This window comes from Rheinheimera sp., from assembly GCF_030690345.1.
Lineage (GTDB): Bacteria > Pseudomonadota > Gammaproteobacteria > Enterobacterales > Alteromonadaceae > Alishewanella.
Genome location: NZ_JAUYGV010000006.1, coordinates 592,984 through 608,121, shown reverse-complemented (window position 1 = coordinate 608,121; position 15,138 = coordinate 592,984). Strand labels below are relative to the sequence as shown.

Genomic DNA, 15,138 nt, shown 5'->3' with positions numbered 1-15,138 from the left:
TTACTCGTATTGCTCACGGTATTTACGCACTATCACCAGCGCTATTACGTTCAGCAGCAAGGTAATAACGAACAGGGTTAAGCCCAATGCGAAGGCCACCAGTGATTGCGGACTGGAAAAATCGTTGTCGCCGGTTAACTGATTAACTATGGTTACCGTTACAGTAGATACCGCTTCAAACGGGTTAGCGGTCAGCGACGGGCTGTTACCTGCGGCCAGTACCACTATCATGGTTTCACCGATAGCACGGCTGGCTGCCAGTAACACTGCACCGACAATGCCCGGCAGCGCCGCCGGCAGCACCACTTTTAAAATAGTCTCAGACTTGGTCGCGCCCAGCCCCAATGAGCCATCGCGCATCGATTTTGGTACTTGGGTGATAATGTCGTCTGACAAGGATGAAATAAACGGGATAATCATAATGCCCATTACCACGCCGGCGGTTAACGCCGAGGTAGCATTAATATCCAGCCCTACTGCGGCACCCAAGTCGCGCAAAAAGGGCCCTACCGTGACCAGCGCAAAGAAGCCATACACTATGGTTGGAATACCGGCCAACACTTCGATAACCGGTTTGGCGGTATTACGCAGCTTAACCGGCGCATATTCGGCCAGATAGATAGCCACCATTAAACCCAGCGGAATAGCCACCAGCATGGCGATACCGGCGATCATTGCCGTACCGGCCAGCAACGGCACTAAACCAAAATCACCCTGCTCGCCTACACCTACCGTAGAGAAACGCGGGTTCCAGGTGGTACCAAAGAAAAACTCGCCAGGCGGGATATAACTGAAGAATTTCATGGTTTCGCCCAGCATCGACAGCACTATGCCGATGGTGGTCAGAATAGCAACGGTAGAGCACAGTACCAGCAGGGCTTTGACGACACGCTCTACCTGATGCCTGGCCTTTAAACGCGGCGTAATGCGCAACAGGCTATACAGCATACCCACTGCCGCTATTACCGCCATTAACGCGGTCAATACTAGGGCGCTGTTGGCTTTAAGCTGGCGCAAGTGTTCCGCCGCCGCCAGTTCCCAGTCAGCAGCATCGGCTACCACACCGAAGTTACCGGCTAAGTTACCGATACGCTGCGACACCACCCGCAACTCATCGGCGGCTAAAGCAGCTACATCAGCCGGCAATTGTGCCAGCATCATAGAATTAATGACTGCCGGTGCCAGCCACAGCCACAGCAACAGGATAAAAAATGCCGGCAGCACGGCCCATAAACCAACCATCATACCGTAATGATGTGGCCTGGAATGCATGCGCAAATCGGGGTTAACTGTTGCTACTTTGCGGCTGCGGGTCATACCAAGTTGGTAGCCCAATGCCATCAGGATCAGCAGCACGACAATTAACGAAAGGTTACTCATGGTCGCTCCGTAAACGGCTTACACGTGATACTAACTAAGGTGCGCAGTGTAAGCGGCTTATATTTCATTTTTATGACAGTAAGAATGCAAAAAAGAGAACCCGCTACAGGTTCTCTTTATAACAGCAGACAGATTATAGCGACTTTTTCAGCCGGATGTTCTGTATAATTGCCGCACGTTCATCGTCAGCCAGCGGAATTAAACCGGCACTTTCCAGCACGCTGCCAAAGCCAGACATGCCTTCACTTACGTGGAACTGAGCATATTCCTGCAAGCCCGGGATAACACCAATATGCGCGCCTTTAACATAGATATACAGTGGACGTGATACCGGATATTCGCCGGAAATAATCGTATCCAGGTTTGGCTCTACACCTGATACTGTTGCCACTTTAATGCGGTCGCGGTTTGCTTCATAAAAGCTTAAACCAAATACGCCAATCGCATCTTTTTGCGCCTGTAACCGCGCCAGGGTTTCAGTGTAATCACCGGCAATTTCTACTACCCGACCATCGGTACGCATAGCAGTACAAAATTTATGTGAAGCCTCTTTATCCAAAGCTTTTACTTCAGCCAAGGTCTCGCAGCCCGGTACCACTACCTTTTCTTCATAAACTTCGCGGGTACCGTGATTAGAGCCCGGGATGGCCAGTAAAATTTCCTGGTCCGGCAAAGCTTTATCTATCTGACTCCAACGGCTATAAGGGTTGGCAACCATTTTGCCATTCTGTGGTACTTGTGCTGCCTGGGCAAGGAACACATGAACCGGCTCCAGTTTAAATATTGCCGCATCTACACGTGAAGCGAACACAATGCCGTCATAGCCGATTTTTACTTCAATAATTTCTTTTACGCCATTGGCTTTACAGGCTTCAACTTCATTCGGACGAATTTTACGTGACGAGTTGGCCACATCAATAGTGTTAGCACCTACGCCCTGGCAAAACTGGCGCAGACCGCCTGACGAGCCGCCTGAGCCCACTACCGGGGTGCGGAACTGAGCAAAATTATTACCAAATTCTTCTGCCACTACAGAAGAAAACGGCAGCACGGTAGAAGAACCGGCAATTTGGATAGTGTCACGGCTTTGTGCCTGTGCTGTTGCTGATGCGGTTAAAGCGACAGTAGCCGCCACTAACAGGCTGGAAAAAGTATTCAGTTTCATATCAGGTTCCCGGTTATCCGAAGTATGTACCCGACCAGTTTGCTGCATTTTTATTGCAGTAATATGACAGTGGGGGAATTATTTCTCTACTTAGCCAATATAGCTTATTGCTGCACACAACAGCGGTTACGGCCCTGACGTTTCGCCTGATATAAGGCCTGGTCAGCGCGCAGCAGCAATTTGTCCAGGTCATCGCGGTCCGGCAGATACATGGCAATGCCCAGGCTGCAGGTAATATTCAGCACAGTGTTATCACGTAAGGTAAACGCATGTTCGGCCACTGTCATACGAATACGCTCAGCAGACAGAATAGCCGTTTTCAAATCAATCTCCGGCAGTAAGATAAAGAATTCTTCGCCACCGTAGCGCCCGGCTAAATCGGTATCGCGGATACTTTGCCGGCATACATCGGCAAATTCGGCCAATACTTTGTCGCCTGCAGCGTGGCCGTGTTGGTCATTAATTTGCTTAAAGTGGTCAATATCCAACATCAGCACCGCCAGGTCTTTTTGATACCGGTTGGCACGACGGATCTCGACCATCGCTTGCTGCATAATAGCGCGCCGGTTAGCCAACCCGGTGAGCAAGTCAGTACTTGCTAACTGCAACAACTCCTGATTACGCTGCACCAGTTGCTGTTCGGTGTCAGCGTGACGGGCAATCTCTGCACGTAAAGCCGCTGCCATACGCCGAAACCGCAACACCACAAAAATAAGTAATGCCATTACGACAAAAAATAACACCATTAGCGCTATAACAGCCGGCGTATAACCGGAAAATTGTGCGGCTGAATCACTATCGGAGGCCATGCCGCTGCCGGTAATACTTATCAGCACTACTGCGCTGCAAAGCTTAGTTTGTTTCCGTATCAACCTGCTCTTATAGCATTTGGCTCTGCACACAACTAAGTTCCTGCCTATCTGGCGTTGCAAGTAACCTATTCAGTATAGGTCAGCTATTTACAGGGTAAAGACCACTGTTTTCACTGAAAAAAAGCCCGGCATAAATACCGGGCCCTTGTTTTACTACTGATGGTTAATTAGCAATAATTTCCAGCAAGCTGGTTGCCTGTTCATTACCATCGGCGTCATTAAATGACATCACACCAAGATACGGGAACGGGCTGGCGGTAAGCCCGGTGGTGATCAAGGTGACATTGCTCGGCCGGCCGGCTATTGCCCGCATGCTGGCGGCTACGCGGCTGTTACCTTCATTGCCGTTTACTACCCATACCGGCATGGTGTAATTGGCCTGCTCTGCGCCAAACAACGAATAGCCATGTACAAACACCAGATAGAAGTCACCGGCTGCGCCATCGGCTGCCGGCGCAGGGTCACGTAAGCTTACCTCTTCATAACCACCTTCTCTGGCAGAAGAACCTACCGCAGTGCAAGACAGAGCAATACAACGATAAACAAACATATCCAGATCTGCTCCGGGTACATCGGTTAACTCTTCATACAAGCTGAAACGCACCATGCGGGTACCTTCCGGTATCAGGAAAGTATGGAAGCCCAAGCCTGGTTCGTTAAAGGCAAAAGTACTGTCGGCGTCTTGCGCTACTACACCAGATGAACCAAATGGCGCTGTAAGCCCGGCCATAGTGGTGCTGGTTAAACCGCTGTAGTTCATTGTTACCGGGAAGCTGACACGGCCACCTTTGGCGGCTACCGAAGCATTAACCTCAGCCGGCGCCAGAATTAATTTTGGCGGCACTACTTTTACGGCAATAGGACTACGTACACTGTGCACACCATCAGACCAGGTAATAGCACCAAACACCCACTGGTTCATCACTGCGCTTTGCGTTGGTGTAAAAATCAGGCTGTAAGGTACTGTAGCATTTGCCGGTACCGACAAGGTATTGCCACCGTCATTGGTAACCACTGACACATTCACACCGGCAGGCGCTTCAATGCTGGCGGTATAAACAGAAGCAGAACCACTGACATTCATCACACGGCGTTGCAGCGTTTCCTGCTCCGATAACTCAGCAATCGCCATAGACGGCAGGTTTAACTGGCTGGCATCAGTGCTGTACCCTGCGTTAACAAAGGCGGCGCAGGAAAAACCACTGGCAGTTTGCACGAAGGCAGCCTCACCGACACCACACAAGAAGGCGAAATACTCTAAGTTGGAAATAGGGTAAGTTAAACCCGGATTAACCGCACTGTTAGGTACAGCATGGCCGGCGCCAAAATCAAACGGATCTGCAGCAGTTAAACCATTTTCTTTGGTCAGGTTTTGTCGGGCGGTAGTCATAATGGCAGATTTAATCATTGCCGCAGACCAACCCGGGTTCACCTCTTTAACCAGCGCCGCAATACCGGCAATGTGCGGGCTCGACATAGACGTGCCCTGCAGGTAGGTAAAGCTGGTACCTGGTGTACCAAACATTGTCTGTGCAGAGGCACCAGCGAGGATTTTCACCCCGGGCGCAGTAATATCCGGTTTAATAATATCTAATGTATTCAGGTTAGGGCCGCGGGAGGAGAAACCGGCCATCAGGTTACCCACTTCAACCACATCGTCAACGAACACCGACGGGCTGAGTTTTACTGTCACCACACCACCTGCTGTTACCTCTGCATTAAAAGCGCTGCCGGCTGCCAGAGTGGTCATTACGGACGGTATGTTAAAGCTGGCTGTGCCTCCCATAGTGCTCGGTGCTGCTGCTGAGTTGTTGTATACGATAACACCGGCTGCACCGGCCGCTTGCGCATTACCCAGCTTGATATCAAAGCTACAGGTACCACGCTGTATCAGGGCAAATTTACCAGCCAGTTCAGCCGCATTATCCAGCGGCTCACAGGCTTCAAGCGGAGATGCTACTGCCACATCTGCAGTAATCTCGCCCACTTCACTCAACGGTACGGAAGTGCCACCTTCTACAGCCTGATATACTCCCTGTAAAGGGCCGCCCAGAACCTCCAAACCATTGGCAATACTGGTGCCGCTATAAGTTGACGCGGCTACTGTTGTGACCCAGGGAGCCGGCGTGCCTATAGTACTTGCTGTCGGCCCGTTATTGCCGGCAGATACCGCAACAAAGACACCGGCCTGAGCCGCGCGTAGTTTTGCCGCAGCTTGCGGCGTGGTGATATTAGTTAAGCTACCGCTGATAGAATAGTTAATTACATCGACGCCATCTGCTACCGCCTGATCAATCGCCGCCATAGTATCACCGCCAAAACAGCCACGTTCCGGCTGGCCCTGCGGGTTGGTGTAACTGCTGTTCCAGCAGGCTTTATACATAGCAATGCGGGCACGCGGTGCTATACCGGACACGGTTGCTACTTCAGTACCGTTAAATACCGCCGTTACGCCCTCGTTGCCGCCTGCAGTTGAGGCCACATGAGTGCCGTGGTTATCGGCATCCCGTGGCGAGACAAACTCGCCGGGTTGTAACTGATATGCGCTTTCAAATGACTCTTTATAATAGCGGGCACCAATCAGTTTATTGTTACAACTAAAATCGGCATCTTCACCGCTGTCGCAAGTACCGGCCCAGCCGGCTAAAGGCGCGTAAGAGCCATCATCAGCAAAACTAGGGTGTTCCGGCCAAATGCCGCTGTCTACTACCCCTATAACCACACCTTCCCCTTTAACACCCTGCACATGCAGACCATCCGGCCCCGTAGTCAAACCAAGAAAAGCCGGTGTATTTGACGTCGTCAGTTGCTGAGCTTCATCGCGCCAGACGCCGGCTACATTGGGATGGTTACGCAGCGCCTCGGCCTGAGCGGGTGTCATTTTCGCCGAGAAACCGTTAAAAGTGTGGGTGTAGGAGTAAAGCAGCTTGCCGCTACCATTTTGCGCAGCTAACTGTTGATGAAAATGTTTTAACCCATTGGTGTAACTGAGCATACGTGCTGAAGCTGCATTGTAGCGGTTCAGGCCAACAGTGACAGATTGTGCCGCCGGCAATAATTCGCCAAACTCCTCAGCTTTCTCCACGCCACTTTTACCCTTAACCTGCACGATATAGGGCACTGCAGCGCTGTCTTCACCGGCTTGTTGCAGCGCAGAACGGTCAACTTCTATCTGATAATTATTGGCCATCGTATCGGCGTGGACCCCGCCAACAGCCAGCGCTACTGCACAGGCTGTTCTGGACATAAATTTGTTAAATTGCATCTGATGTCTCCGTTTATTGTTATAGCTCGCTGTGCAACAGAAGTAACTACGGGAACCGCCCAACTCATGCTGTAGCGATGTATATAGCCGTAATATCTTTGTTGTTGGGTAAACACACCGGCAACAACTGTATAAAATTTGGACAGTCAATTGTTTAGCAAAAACAGCAGGGAGCGCAGCTAAACACAGCGTAGCTTTGACGCTGCGCATAAGTCTGGTTTGTATATCGCCCGGCCTTTTGCAAAGAAAACTGACAATCCCGATTTAAGCCGCGTTATGACGACGCTGACGCAATAGCAAGCCACCGGCTGCAGCAAACAACAGCCAAATAGTAGCCGGCGCCGATACTGCAGAGACGCGGCCGGGTGCGAAATTAGCGAATACTGTGAACTCGCCTGTAGCGAAATCAAAAGTAGTGTATTCAGCCGGCAGGCCTGAGTTATTCAGATCGAAAAAGCCCTGAAAGGCGATGGTCATGTCGATATCGGTAACATCAAAGTTGATATACTCCAGTCCGGCAAAAATGTTATCCGGATTAAAGCCGAGGCTGACAAAGAAAAAGCTGGTATCAATTTCATAGCCGAACAAGGTGAAACTTTCCCACGCCAGCAAGTCGCCGGTGCCCGGGAACCATTCATCAAGGTCGTCAGTGTCAAAACTGATAGCGCCGATAGAAATAGTGTTGCCGTTAGTATCTTCGGCCAAAAACTCCTGAGTCAGTATAGGGCCTGCCTGTGCCGGCTGTGACAAGGTGACAGCGCTGAGCATCAGTACAGACAGGGCGATAAGAATAGACTTCAACATGGATTACCTCTTAATTTTGTTATTGATTATGTGATATGCAATTGCTTGCAAATTACGCAATGCATAAAGCAATCCAATTGTTAATATCAAATTTATTCAATAACTTAAGACATGCTGTCTTTGTTTTGTAGCGAGCAACACAGATTACTGTATAAAAAGCAGACAATAAAAAAGGCGAACCGGAGTTCGCCTTGTTGTTGATCTGGCTGACTATGACCAGTTTAGTACCACTTTGCCGGATTGGCCGGAGCACATAATGTCGAAGCCTTCCTGAAAGCGCTCCATCGGCAACTCATGCGTTACCATGGGTGTTAAATCCAGCCCGGACTGAATTAAGCTGGCCATTTTGTACCAGGTTTCAAACATCTCACGACCATAAATGCCTTTAATCACCAGGCCTTTAAAAATCACCTTGTTCCAGTCTACCGCCATGTCGGAAGGCGGGATACCCAGCATGGCAATTTTGCCGCCGTGGTTCATCGTGTCCAGCATGGCGCGAAACGCCGCCGGCACACCGGACATTTCCAGACCAACATCAAAGCCCTCTGTCATGCCCAGCTCTTTCATTACATCTTTCAAATTTTGCTTGCTGACATCCACCGCGCGGGTGGCACCCATTTTCAGTGCCAGTTCAAGCCGGTAAGGGTTAACATCGGTGATCACTACATGGCGGGCTCCGACATGGCGCGCCACGGCTGCCGCCATAATGCCGATGGGGCCGGCGCCGGTGATCAGCACGTCTTCACCGACTAAATCGAACGACAAAGCAGTATGCACGGCATTACCGAACGGGTCGAAAATAGCAGCGATATTATCCGGAATATTATCCGCCAGTTTAAAGGCGTTGTAGGCCGGAATAACCAGATACTCGGCAAAAGAGCCGGCGCGGTTAACCCCAACCCCAATAGTGTTGCGGCATAAATGCACCCTGCCGGCACGGCAGTTACGGCAGTGGCCGCAAGTAATATGGCCTTCGCCCGATACACGATCACCAATGCTGAAACCGCGTACTTCCGAGCCCATGCCCTCTATTACGCCCACGTATTCGTGGCCTACCACCATGCCATGCGGAATGGTGTTCTGCGCCCACTCATCCCATTTGTAAATATGCACATCGGTGCCACAAATGGCGGTTTTTTTGATGCGGATTAACACATCATTCGGGCCCACTTGTGGCTTGTCGACTTCGGTCTGCCAAATGCCCGGTTCTGCTTTTAACTTTGCTAATGCTTTCATTTTCACGCCCCGCCCTTATGCGATCACGCCCATGTCTTTACCAATGCGGATAAAGGCATCAATTGCTTTATCCAGTTGCTCTGTTGTATGTGCTGCTGAAATTTGTGTACGAATACGCGCCTGGCCTTTTGGCACTACCGGGAATGAAAAACCCACCACATAAATGCCTTCGGCCAGCATACGTTTGGCCATTTCTGCCGCTACTTTGGCATCGCCCAACATTACCGGAATAATGGCGTGGTCTTTACCGGCCAGCGTAAAGCCGGCGGCAGACATTTTTTCGCGGAAGTAGTTGGCATTATCCCAAAGCTTAGCCCGCAGCGCATCGCCCGAGGCCAGCATGTCCAACACCTTAATAGAGGCGGTAACAATTGACGGCGCTAAAGAATTAGAAAACAAATACGGCCGTGAACGCTGACGCAGCCATTCAATCACCTCTTTTTTACCCGAGGTATAGCCACCGGACGCGCCACCCAGGGCCTTGCCCAGGGTGCCGGTAATAATGTCAACGCGCTGCATTACATCGCAGTATTCATGGGTGCCGCGGCCATTTTTGCCGACAAAACCTACAGCATGGCTGTCATCTACCATTACCATGGCGCCGTATTTGTCGGCCAGGTCACAAACTGACTTCAGATCAGCAATCACGCCATCCATCGAGAATACGCCGTCGGTGGCAATCAGCTTAAAGCGCGCGCCATCGGCATCAGCTTGTTTTAGCTGCGCTTCGAGCTCCTGCATATCGTTATTGGCATAACGGTAACGTTTGGCTTTACACAAACGCACACCGTCAATAATAGAAGCATGGTTTAATGCATCGGAAATTACTGCATCTTCGGCGCCTAAGATCGTTTCGAACAAGCCGCCGTTGGCATCGAAGCAGGAAGAATACAAAATGGTATCTTCAGTGCCTAAAAACGCACTGATATTTTGCTCCAGTGTTTTATGAATATCCTGGGTGCCACAGATAAAGCGCACCGACGCCACACCGAAACCATGGCTTTGTAAGCCCTGCTGTGCAGCGGCAATCAGGTCGGGGTGATTGGCCAAACCTAAGTAGTTATTGGCACAAAAGTTAAGTACCTGTTGGCCGCCAACGGTAACGCCGGCGCTTTGTTGTGACGTAATAATACGCTCTGCTTTGTACAAACCTTCTGCTTTCACATCGTCTAGTTGTTGTTGTAGATGTTGCAGAAAAGCGCCATTGCGCATAAAGCCTCCTGTTGCGGGGGTGAGGGATCAGAAAAACGGCGCCATTGTAAAGCTTATAGCGCAAGGCTGCAGCGCTTTTACGTTAACTTAAGCGCTGTTCAGACCTGCTGCTGTAAAGTTTAGCCTACAAAGACCGGCGTTGTTACAGCGCCAGCGCCTCGTAATGCTGTTGTAACCGGGTAATGCGCGGTTTAGCTTGTTCAGTGGCATAGGGTTTAAACAACAGCAGCACTTTTAACACGCCCTGATACACGCTGGCCTGATCAATCTCTTTGTGCGGTGCCTGGGTTTTCAGATAACTGATCCAGAAGGTAACTAACAGCTTAATGCTGTGCGCCAGGTCGGTGATATCCTCATCGTCTATGCGGATCACGCCGGATTGTTTCAGCGCTTTGAGCACCGCAATAACGCGGCTTAGTACACCATGTTGTACCTGCAGATAATCTTGTTGCAAGGCCGGATCGCGCGCCAAAATATCCGGCAAATTGGCATAGAAGAAATGAAAGCGCCACATCAACTCAAACACCGCATCCAGATAGCAGGCCAGCGCATCCAAAGCTTCCGCTTTATCCGACGGCGGCTTAATGCGGGTTTCCAGCAACTTAGCGTATTCTTTAAAAATCTGCCGTACGATGTCTTCTTTATTGCGAAAGTGGTAGTACAGATTACCCGGACTAATGCCCAGATGCGCAGCAATATGGTTAGTAGTAACCTGACGCTCGCCCACCTGATTAAACAATTCAATGCTGGCTTGCAGAATTTTATCTTTGGTTCTTAACTTTTTTTCCATCTGCTAAACAGGCTTATTCTTCGCGAAATTAATTTGCTATAGTAACGCCAAATTGATTAAAAACTCCAGTAGCAGGCCGGACATGGCTTAGCTCTCGCCAAGGAAAGCTCGCAATACAATGAAAATTAAAGCAATTTACCCTGGCACCTTTGACCCGCTAACCAATGGCCATGCTGACTTAGTGCAGCGTGCTGCACGCATGTTCGACAAGGTAATTGTGGCAGTCGCGGCCAACCCCAGTAAACAACCGCTGTTTAGTCTGGATGAGCGGGTAGCACTGGCGCAGCAGGCCTTTGCCGGTATCAGCAATGTCAGCGTCATCGGCTTTTCCGGGTTACTGGCTAAATTTGCTGAAGATCAGTCCGCACAGGTGCTGCTTCGTGGCGTGCGCGCCGTCGCCGATTTTGAATATGAGTTCCAGCTGGCCAGCATGAACCGCCAGTTAAACCCGGCACTGGACAGCATTTTTATGACACCGTCGGAAAAAAATACTTTTATCTCTTCCACCTTAGTCAAAGAAGTGTGTCGCCACGGCGGAGATGTCTCCAGCTTTGTGCCGGCTCATGTTGAAGTTGCGCTGAAAACCAAATTAAAACTATGACCTTTAAACCCTGTTTATTAAGTGTACTGATGCTTGCACTGCCTGCCGCTGCGGCGCCCTGGGTAGATACCACAGATAACTACCTGCGCCAGTCGCTGCAAACGCTGGCCCACGCTGGTGTATTAACCGGCCCGGTAAATACTTACCCGTTAATGTGGAAAAATATCGCGGTTGATTTAGCCGCAGCAGCAGAACAACCAACAGAAGAATTGCGCTTTGCCCTGGCGCATGTCCGCGCCGCGCTGAATACCAACCAGGCGGGCTACATTGCCGGTATTAAACTCAAAGCCAGCTCGGATCCGTCGCTATATCAAAGCTTTGGCGAAAGCTATTTTGATAAAGCCGGCGCTACCGTATTTAAAGAATATCTGGGTGATAGCTGGGCGGCGAAAACACAGCTGAACTACCGCAAGCTTGAGGATGGCAGTAACGAGCAGGAACTGACGTATGACGGCAGCTACCTGGCATTTATTGCCGGCAATTGGGTACTGGCGTTGGATCAGCAACCGTTGTGGTGGGGCCCGGGCCAGCAAACCGCGTTACTGATTAGCAATAACGCACGGCCCATTCCCTCGTTACGTTTAAGCCGCCATAGTTGGCAGCCCAGCGATAACATGCTGTTTAGCTGGTTAGGCCCGTGGAGCTTTACAGCCTTTATCGGCCAGGGCGAACACAGCAGTATGCCACGGCAAATTAAACATTTTGGCGCCCGCTTCAGCGCGCGTCCGCTGCCGCAACTGGAACTGGGCTTGTCCCGTGTGAGCCAATGGGGTGGCGATAACCTGGATAACGGCTTGGGTGCTGTTACTGATATGCTGCTGTTAAACGATGATGACAACGCCGACAACCTGGCTGCGATTGATCTGACGTTTCACACCAACTTGTTTAACCGCCCTTTCAGCTTTTATACCGAATTAGCTGATGATAACGGCGGCAGTACGCTAAGCAAACCGCTGCAACTGTATGGTATGCGCACGTTTTTTGGCAGCGCCAGTGCTGTGCATACGCTGAATCTGGAATGGTCTGACAGTTACATCCGCTGTGAAGAGCAAGCCACTGCCGGAAACTGCGCTTACGAAGGTGACATTTATCCGCAGGGTTACCGTCGCTATGGCCGCGTTATAGGTAGTGGCTATGGTAGCGACGCACAGGTGCTGTCTGCCGGTTACCGCTACCAAACCTTTGATGGCTACAGCTGGGCGCTGAGTGTATTGCGGGGTGAGTTCCTTGCCGCCGCATCTGACATAAAAAACTGGCAACTGCGGCTGGAATACCGCCAACCCTTGCTCAAAGGCTTGCTCAGCGTTGAGGGCCGCGTATTTGATAAATCGCCACAACCGGAACTACACATTAAACGCGGCAGCCTGGCTGTGACATGGGAATATCGCTTCTAAGGACAGAGTTAAACCGGGTGGCGTCCGGTGTTATAACTTAATAATGATATTGCGCCGGTACAACAGCAGCGACAACCACCAAAACCACAGCACATGCAATAAGGCAAACAGCAACGAAGCCGCTTTGGGCGCAAACATCTGCGCCAGCAGCTCAAAGCTGTATTGGTACAGATTGCTACCGGCTACAGGAATTAACGTCGCTGACACCGCCCATAGCCAGGCCAGAATATAAATAAACAGCGGATTGCTGCCATACACTATTAGTGGTTGCAGCACAGTACGCTGCTGCCGCACATCACAAAGCCAAACCAGAGCCGCCAATATCAGCAGCAGTATCGCAACAGACAACAACACATAGCTGCCACTCCACAGCGCTTTATTTACCGGCCAGAACATACTGCACAGCCATGCAGCCAACAGCAGCACTAAGGCCGCGTTTAGCAACCAAAGCGCACCGGCTTGGGCGCTGCGCACTTTAAGCTGTGCCGCCACAGAGTAACCGGCCAGCACCGACACCACCGCCGGCAAGGAACTGAGTAGCCCTTCCGGGTCAAAGGCGATACCAAAACCCTGATACAGGTGTGCACCGCCAAGCAGATACAAATCCAGCTGCAATACCGCATTACCGCTCAGGCTGTAAGGCTCTGTTGTGCCAAAGCCGAGCAATAAGCCCCAATACAGCAGCAAAATGCCGCCGGCGAGGAATGGCAAGTAACGGCCTTTCAGCAGCAACACCAACACTGCCGCCACGGCATAACACAACGCAATGCGCTGCAATACGCCGAAAATACGCAGCTCTGCAATATCAGTAGTAAACGGGAACCAGTTTAACAACACGCCAATGGCGAACAACAGCGCACTGCGTTTGGCAATGCGCGCCAGAGTTGCCATATTCAATTCGGCGTGGCGCAACGAGTAAAACATTGCCGCACCCACTACAAACAAAAACGCCGGAAACACAATATCAGCAAAGGTAAAACCGTCCCATGGTGCATGCAATAGCGGGCTATATACATGCTGCCACGAGCCTGGTGTGTTGACCAAAATCATCAGCGCAATTGCCAGGCCGCGCAGCGCATCCAGCGCGTAAAACCGTGTACCGCTTTGCATTATTTCCAGCTGGTCAGTTTGTGGCCTTTAAGCGCATAGAACAAAATAAACACATAGCAGGGCAGCATAACAATATAAGCACCCTGTTGGCCCAGCGAACTGCCGCTGGCCAGGCCCCAGAACAGCGGACCAAAAGCACCACCGGCGATACCCATAATCAGCAGTGCTGAGCCAATACTGGTTAACGCACCTAAGCCGGACAACGCCAACGGCCATACCGCTGGCCAAACAATGGCATTAGCCAACCCCAGCACCGCAATAAACAACAGGGTGTCCGGCAACGCCGTGCCACCAAACGGCACCAGTACGGTATTGGCAATAGCATAAGATGAGCTGTCGCCCAGCACTATTGCCAGTGTCAGCAGCACACCCAGTACCGCCGATACCGCTAATGCCGCCTGTTGCGACAACAGCCTTGGGATCAGCAAAATACCCAGCACATAGCCCAGCACCATGCAGCCCATAGTGTAGGACGTCATCACGGTATAGCGCTCTACACCCAGCGACAGTGCGAATAAACCGATAGTGTCGCCGGCAATAACTTCAACGGCGACATAAACAAACAGCGCCAGCACGCCCAGCACCAGGCCGGGCTTAGCCAGCACCGCTTTGATTTGTCCGGCTTTATTCTCATCACCGCTTTCCTTGGCCAGCTCCGGTAGTGGTGAAAACTTCACTGCCAGCGCCAGTAAGCCCAAAAATGCCGCCAGGCCTAAATATGGCAGAACTAAACGTGCTGCCATCTCATCAACTTGTGCCGGCGTTAATGCCACATCGGCAGTAACAACAAAGCTACCGGCCATCAGCGCGGTAAACACTATCGGCGCTACCACACCGGCAGTTTTGTTCAGAATGCCCATAATACTGATACGCACGGCAGCGGTTTCTTCCGGGCCAATTTTTACCACATAGGGATTTACCGCTGTTTGCAGCAGCGTTTGGCCGGTACCGATAACCAGCTGCGCCAGTAAAAACAAAGCAAAGGTTTGTGTCTGGGCCGCCGGAATATACAACAAGCCGGCCAGCATCATGGTGGCCATACCCAGCGCCATACCGTTTTTATAGCCGACTTTACGGATCAGCCAGGCCGATGGCAGCGCAGTAAAGGTTACTGCGATATAAAAGGAGAATATGACCAATGACGCCTGCAGCGGTGTCAGCTGCAGCATCTGTTTCAGATAAGGCATTAAAGAGCCATTCAGCCAGGTAGCAAAACCCAGCACAAAAAACAGTATCGCTACTATTACCATCGGCAGCAGGCTGCTGCGCCGCTGCGACTGTTCAGCTGTCATTTCCATATTCCTTCCCC

At 51.1% G+C, this 15,138-nt stretch carries 12 protein-coding genes and 1 pseudogene; 2 read left to right on the top strand and 11 right to left on the bottom strand.

Translation table 11 applies throughout. The features are described from left to right. The 9 genes and pseudogenes from pstC to Q8O77_RS07320 form a co-directional block, all read right to left on the bottom strand. Complete coding sequence (gene pstC / locus Q8O77_RS07355) at positions 1–1,380, bottom strand: phosphate ABC transporter permease subunit PstC (RefSeq protein ID WP_305552206.1); 1,380 nt, start codon at positions 1,378–1,380, stop codon at positions 1–3. Positions 1,381–1,513: 133 nt separating this feature from the next. Next, positions 1,514–2,545: a substrate-binding domain-containing protein gene (locus tag Q8O77_RS07350; RefSeq protein ID WP_305552205.1), complete on the bottom strand. Its 1,032-nt coding sequence runs from the start codon at positions 2,543–2,545 to the stop codon at positions 1,514–1,516. A gap of 104 nt (positions 2,546–2,649) precedes the next feature. After that, positions 2,650–3,354: a GGDEF domain-containing protein gene (locus Q8O77_RS07345; protein WP_305552204.1), complete on the bottom strand. Its 705-nt coding sequence runs from the start codon at positions 3,352–3,354 to the stop codon at positions 2,650–2,652. A gap of 226 nt (positions 3,355–3,580) precedes the next feature. After that, positions 3,581–6,139 (bottom strand): S8 family serine peptidase, encoded by a 2,559-nt coding sequence (locus tag Q8O77_RS07340; RefSeq protein ID WP_371133471.1) that lies wholly within the window; start codon positions 6,137–6,139, stop codon positions 3,581–3,583. Positions 6,140–6,232: 93 nt separating this feature from the next. Further along, positions 6,233–6,607 (bottom strand): annotated as a pseudogene (locus tag Q8O77_RS20055) (protease inhibitor I9 family protein); the annotation flags it as partial. Between the two features lie 339 nt (positions 6,608–6,946). Then, a complete protein-coding gene (locus Q8O77_RS07335; protein ID WP_305552202.1) occupies positions 6,947–7,486 on the bottom strand; it encodes a PEP-CTERM sorting domain-containing protein in 540 nt (179 codons plus the stop codon). A 210-nt stretch (positions 7,487–7,696) separates the two neighbouring features. Continuing rightward, on the bottom strand, positions 7,697–8,722 hold the full coding sequence (tdh, locus tag Q8O77_RS07330) for an L-threonine 3-dehydrogenase (RefSeq protein ID WP_305552201.1): 1,026 nt from the start codon (positions 8,720–8,722) through the stop codon (positions 7,697–7,699). 15 nt (positions 8,723–8,737) lie between these two features. Beyond that, entirely contained in the window at positions 8,738–9,934 is a 1,197-nt protein-coding gene (locus Q8O77_RS07325; RefSeq protein ID WP_305552200.1) for a glycine C-acetyltransferase, read from the bottom strand. A gap of 142 nt (positions 9,935–10,076) precedes the next feature. After that, complete coding sequence (locus Q8O77_RS07320) at positions 10,077–10,724, bottom strand: TetR/AcrR family transcriptional regulator (protein WP_305552199.1); 648 nt, start codon at positions 10,722–10,724, stop codon at positions 10,077–10,079. A 118-nt stretch (positions 10,725–10,842) separates the two neighbouring features. Between Q8O77_RS07320 and coaD the strand changes: the two genes are divergently transcribed. Continuing rightward, positions 10,843–11,325 (top strand): pantetheine-phosphate adenylyltransferase, encoded by a 483-nt coding sequence (gene coaD / locus Q8O77_RS07315; RefSeq protein ID WP_305552198.1) that lies wholly within the window; start codon positions 10,843–10,845, stop codon positions 11,323–11,325. 29 nt (positions 11,326–11,354) lie between these two features. Then, the gene (locus tag Q8O77_RS07310; RefSeq protein WP_305552197.1) at positions 11,355–12,719 is read left to right on the top strand and encodes a capsule assembly Wzi family protein; all 1,365 of its coding nucleotides are present in this window, start codon (positions 11,355–11,357) and stop codon (positions 12,717–12,719) included. Between the two features lie 30 nt (positions 12,720–12,749). On the opposite strand, the gene Q8O77_RS07305 is transcribed toward Q8O77_RS07310, so the two are convergent. Together Q8O77_RS07305 and nagP are read right to left on the bottom strand one after the other, a co-directional pair. Next, positions 12,750–13,829 (bottom strand): acyltransferase family protein, encoded by a 1,080-nt coding sequence (locus Q8O77_RS07305; protein ID WP_305552196.1) that lies wholly within the window; start codon positions 13,827–13,829, stop codon positions 12,750–12,752. Further along, positions 13,829–15,121, bottom strand: a complete 1,293-nt coding sequence (gene nagP, locus Q8O77_RS07300) for an N-acetylglucosamine MFS transporter NagP (protein WP_305552195.1) — start codon at positions 15,119–15,121, stop codon at positions 13,829–13,831. Before nagP ends, Q8O77_RS07305 begins: the two co-directional genes overlap by 1 nt. Positions 15,122–15,138: the final 17 nt, after the last annotated feature.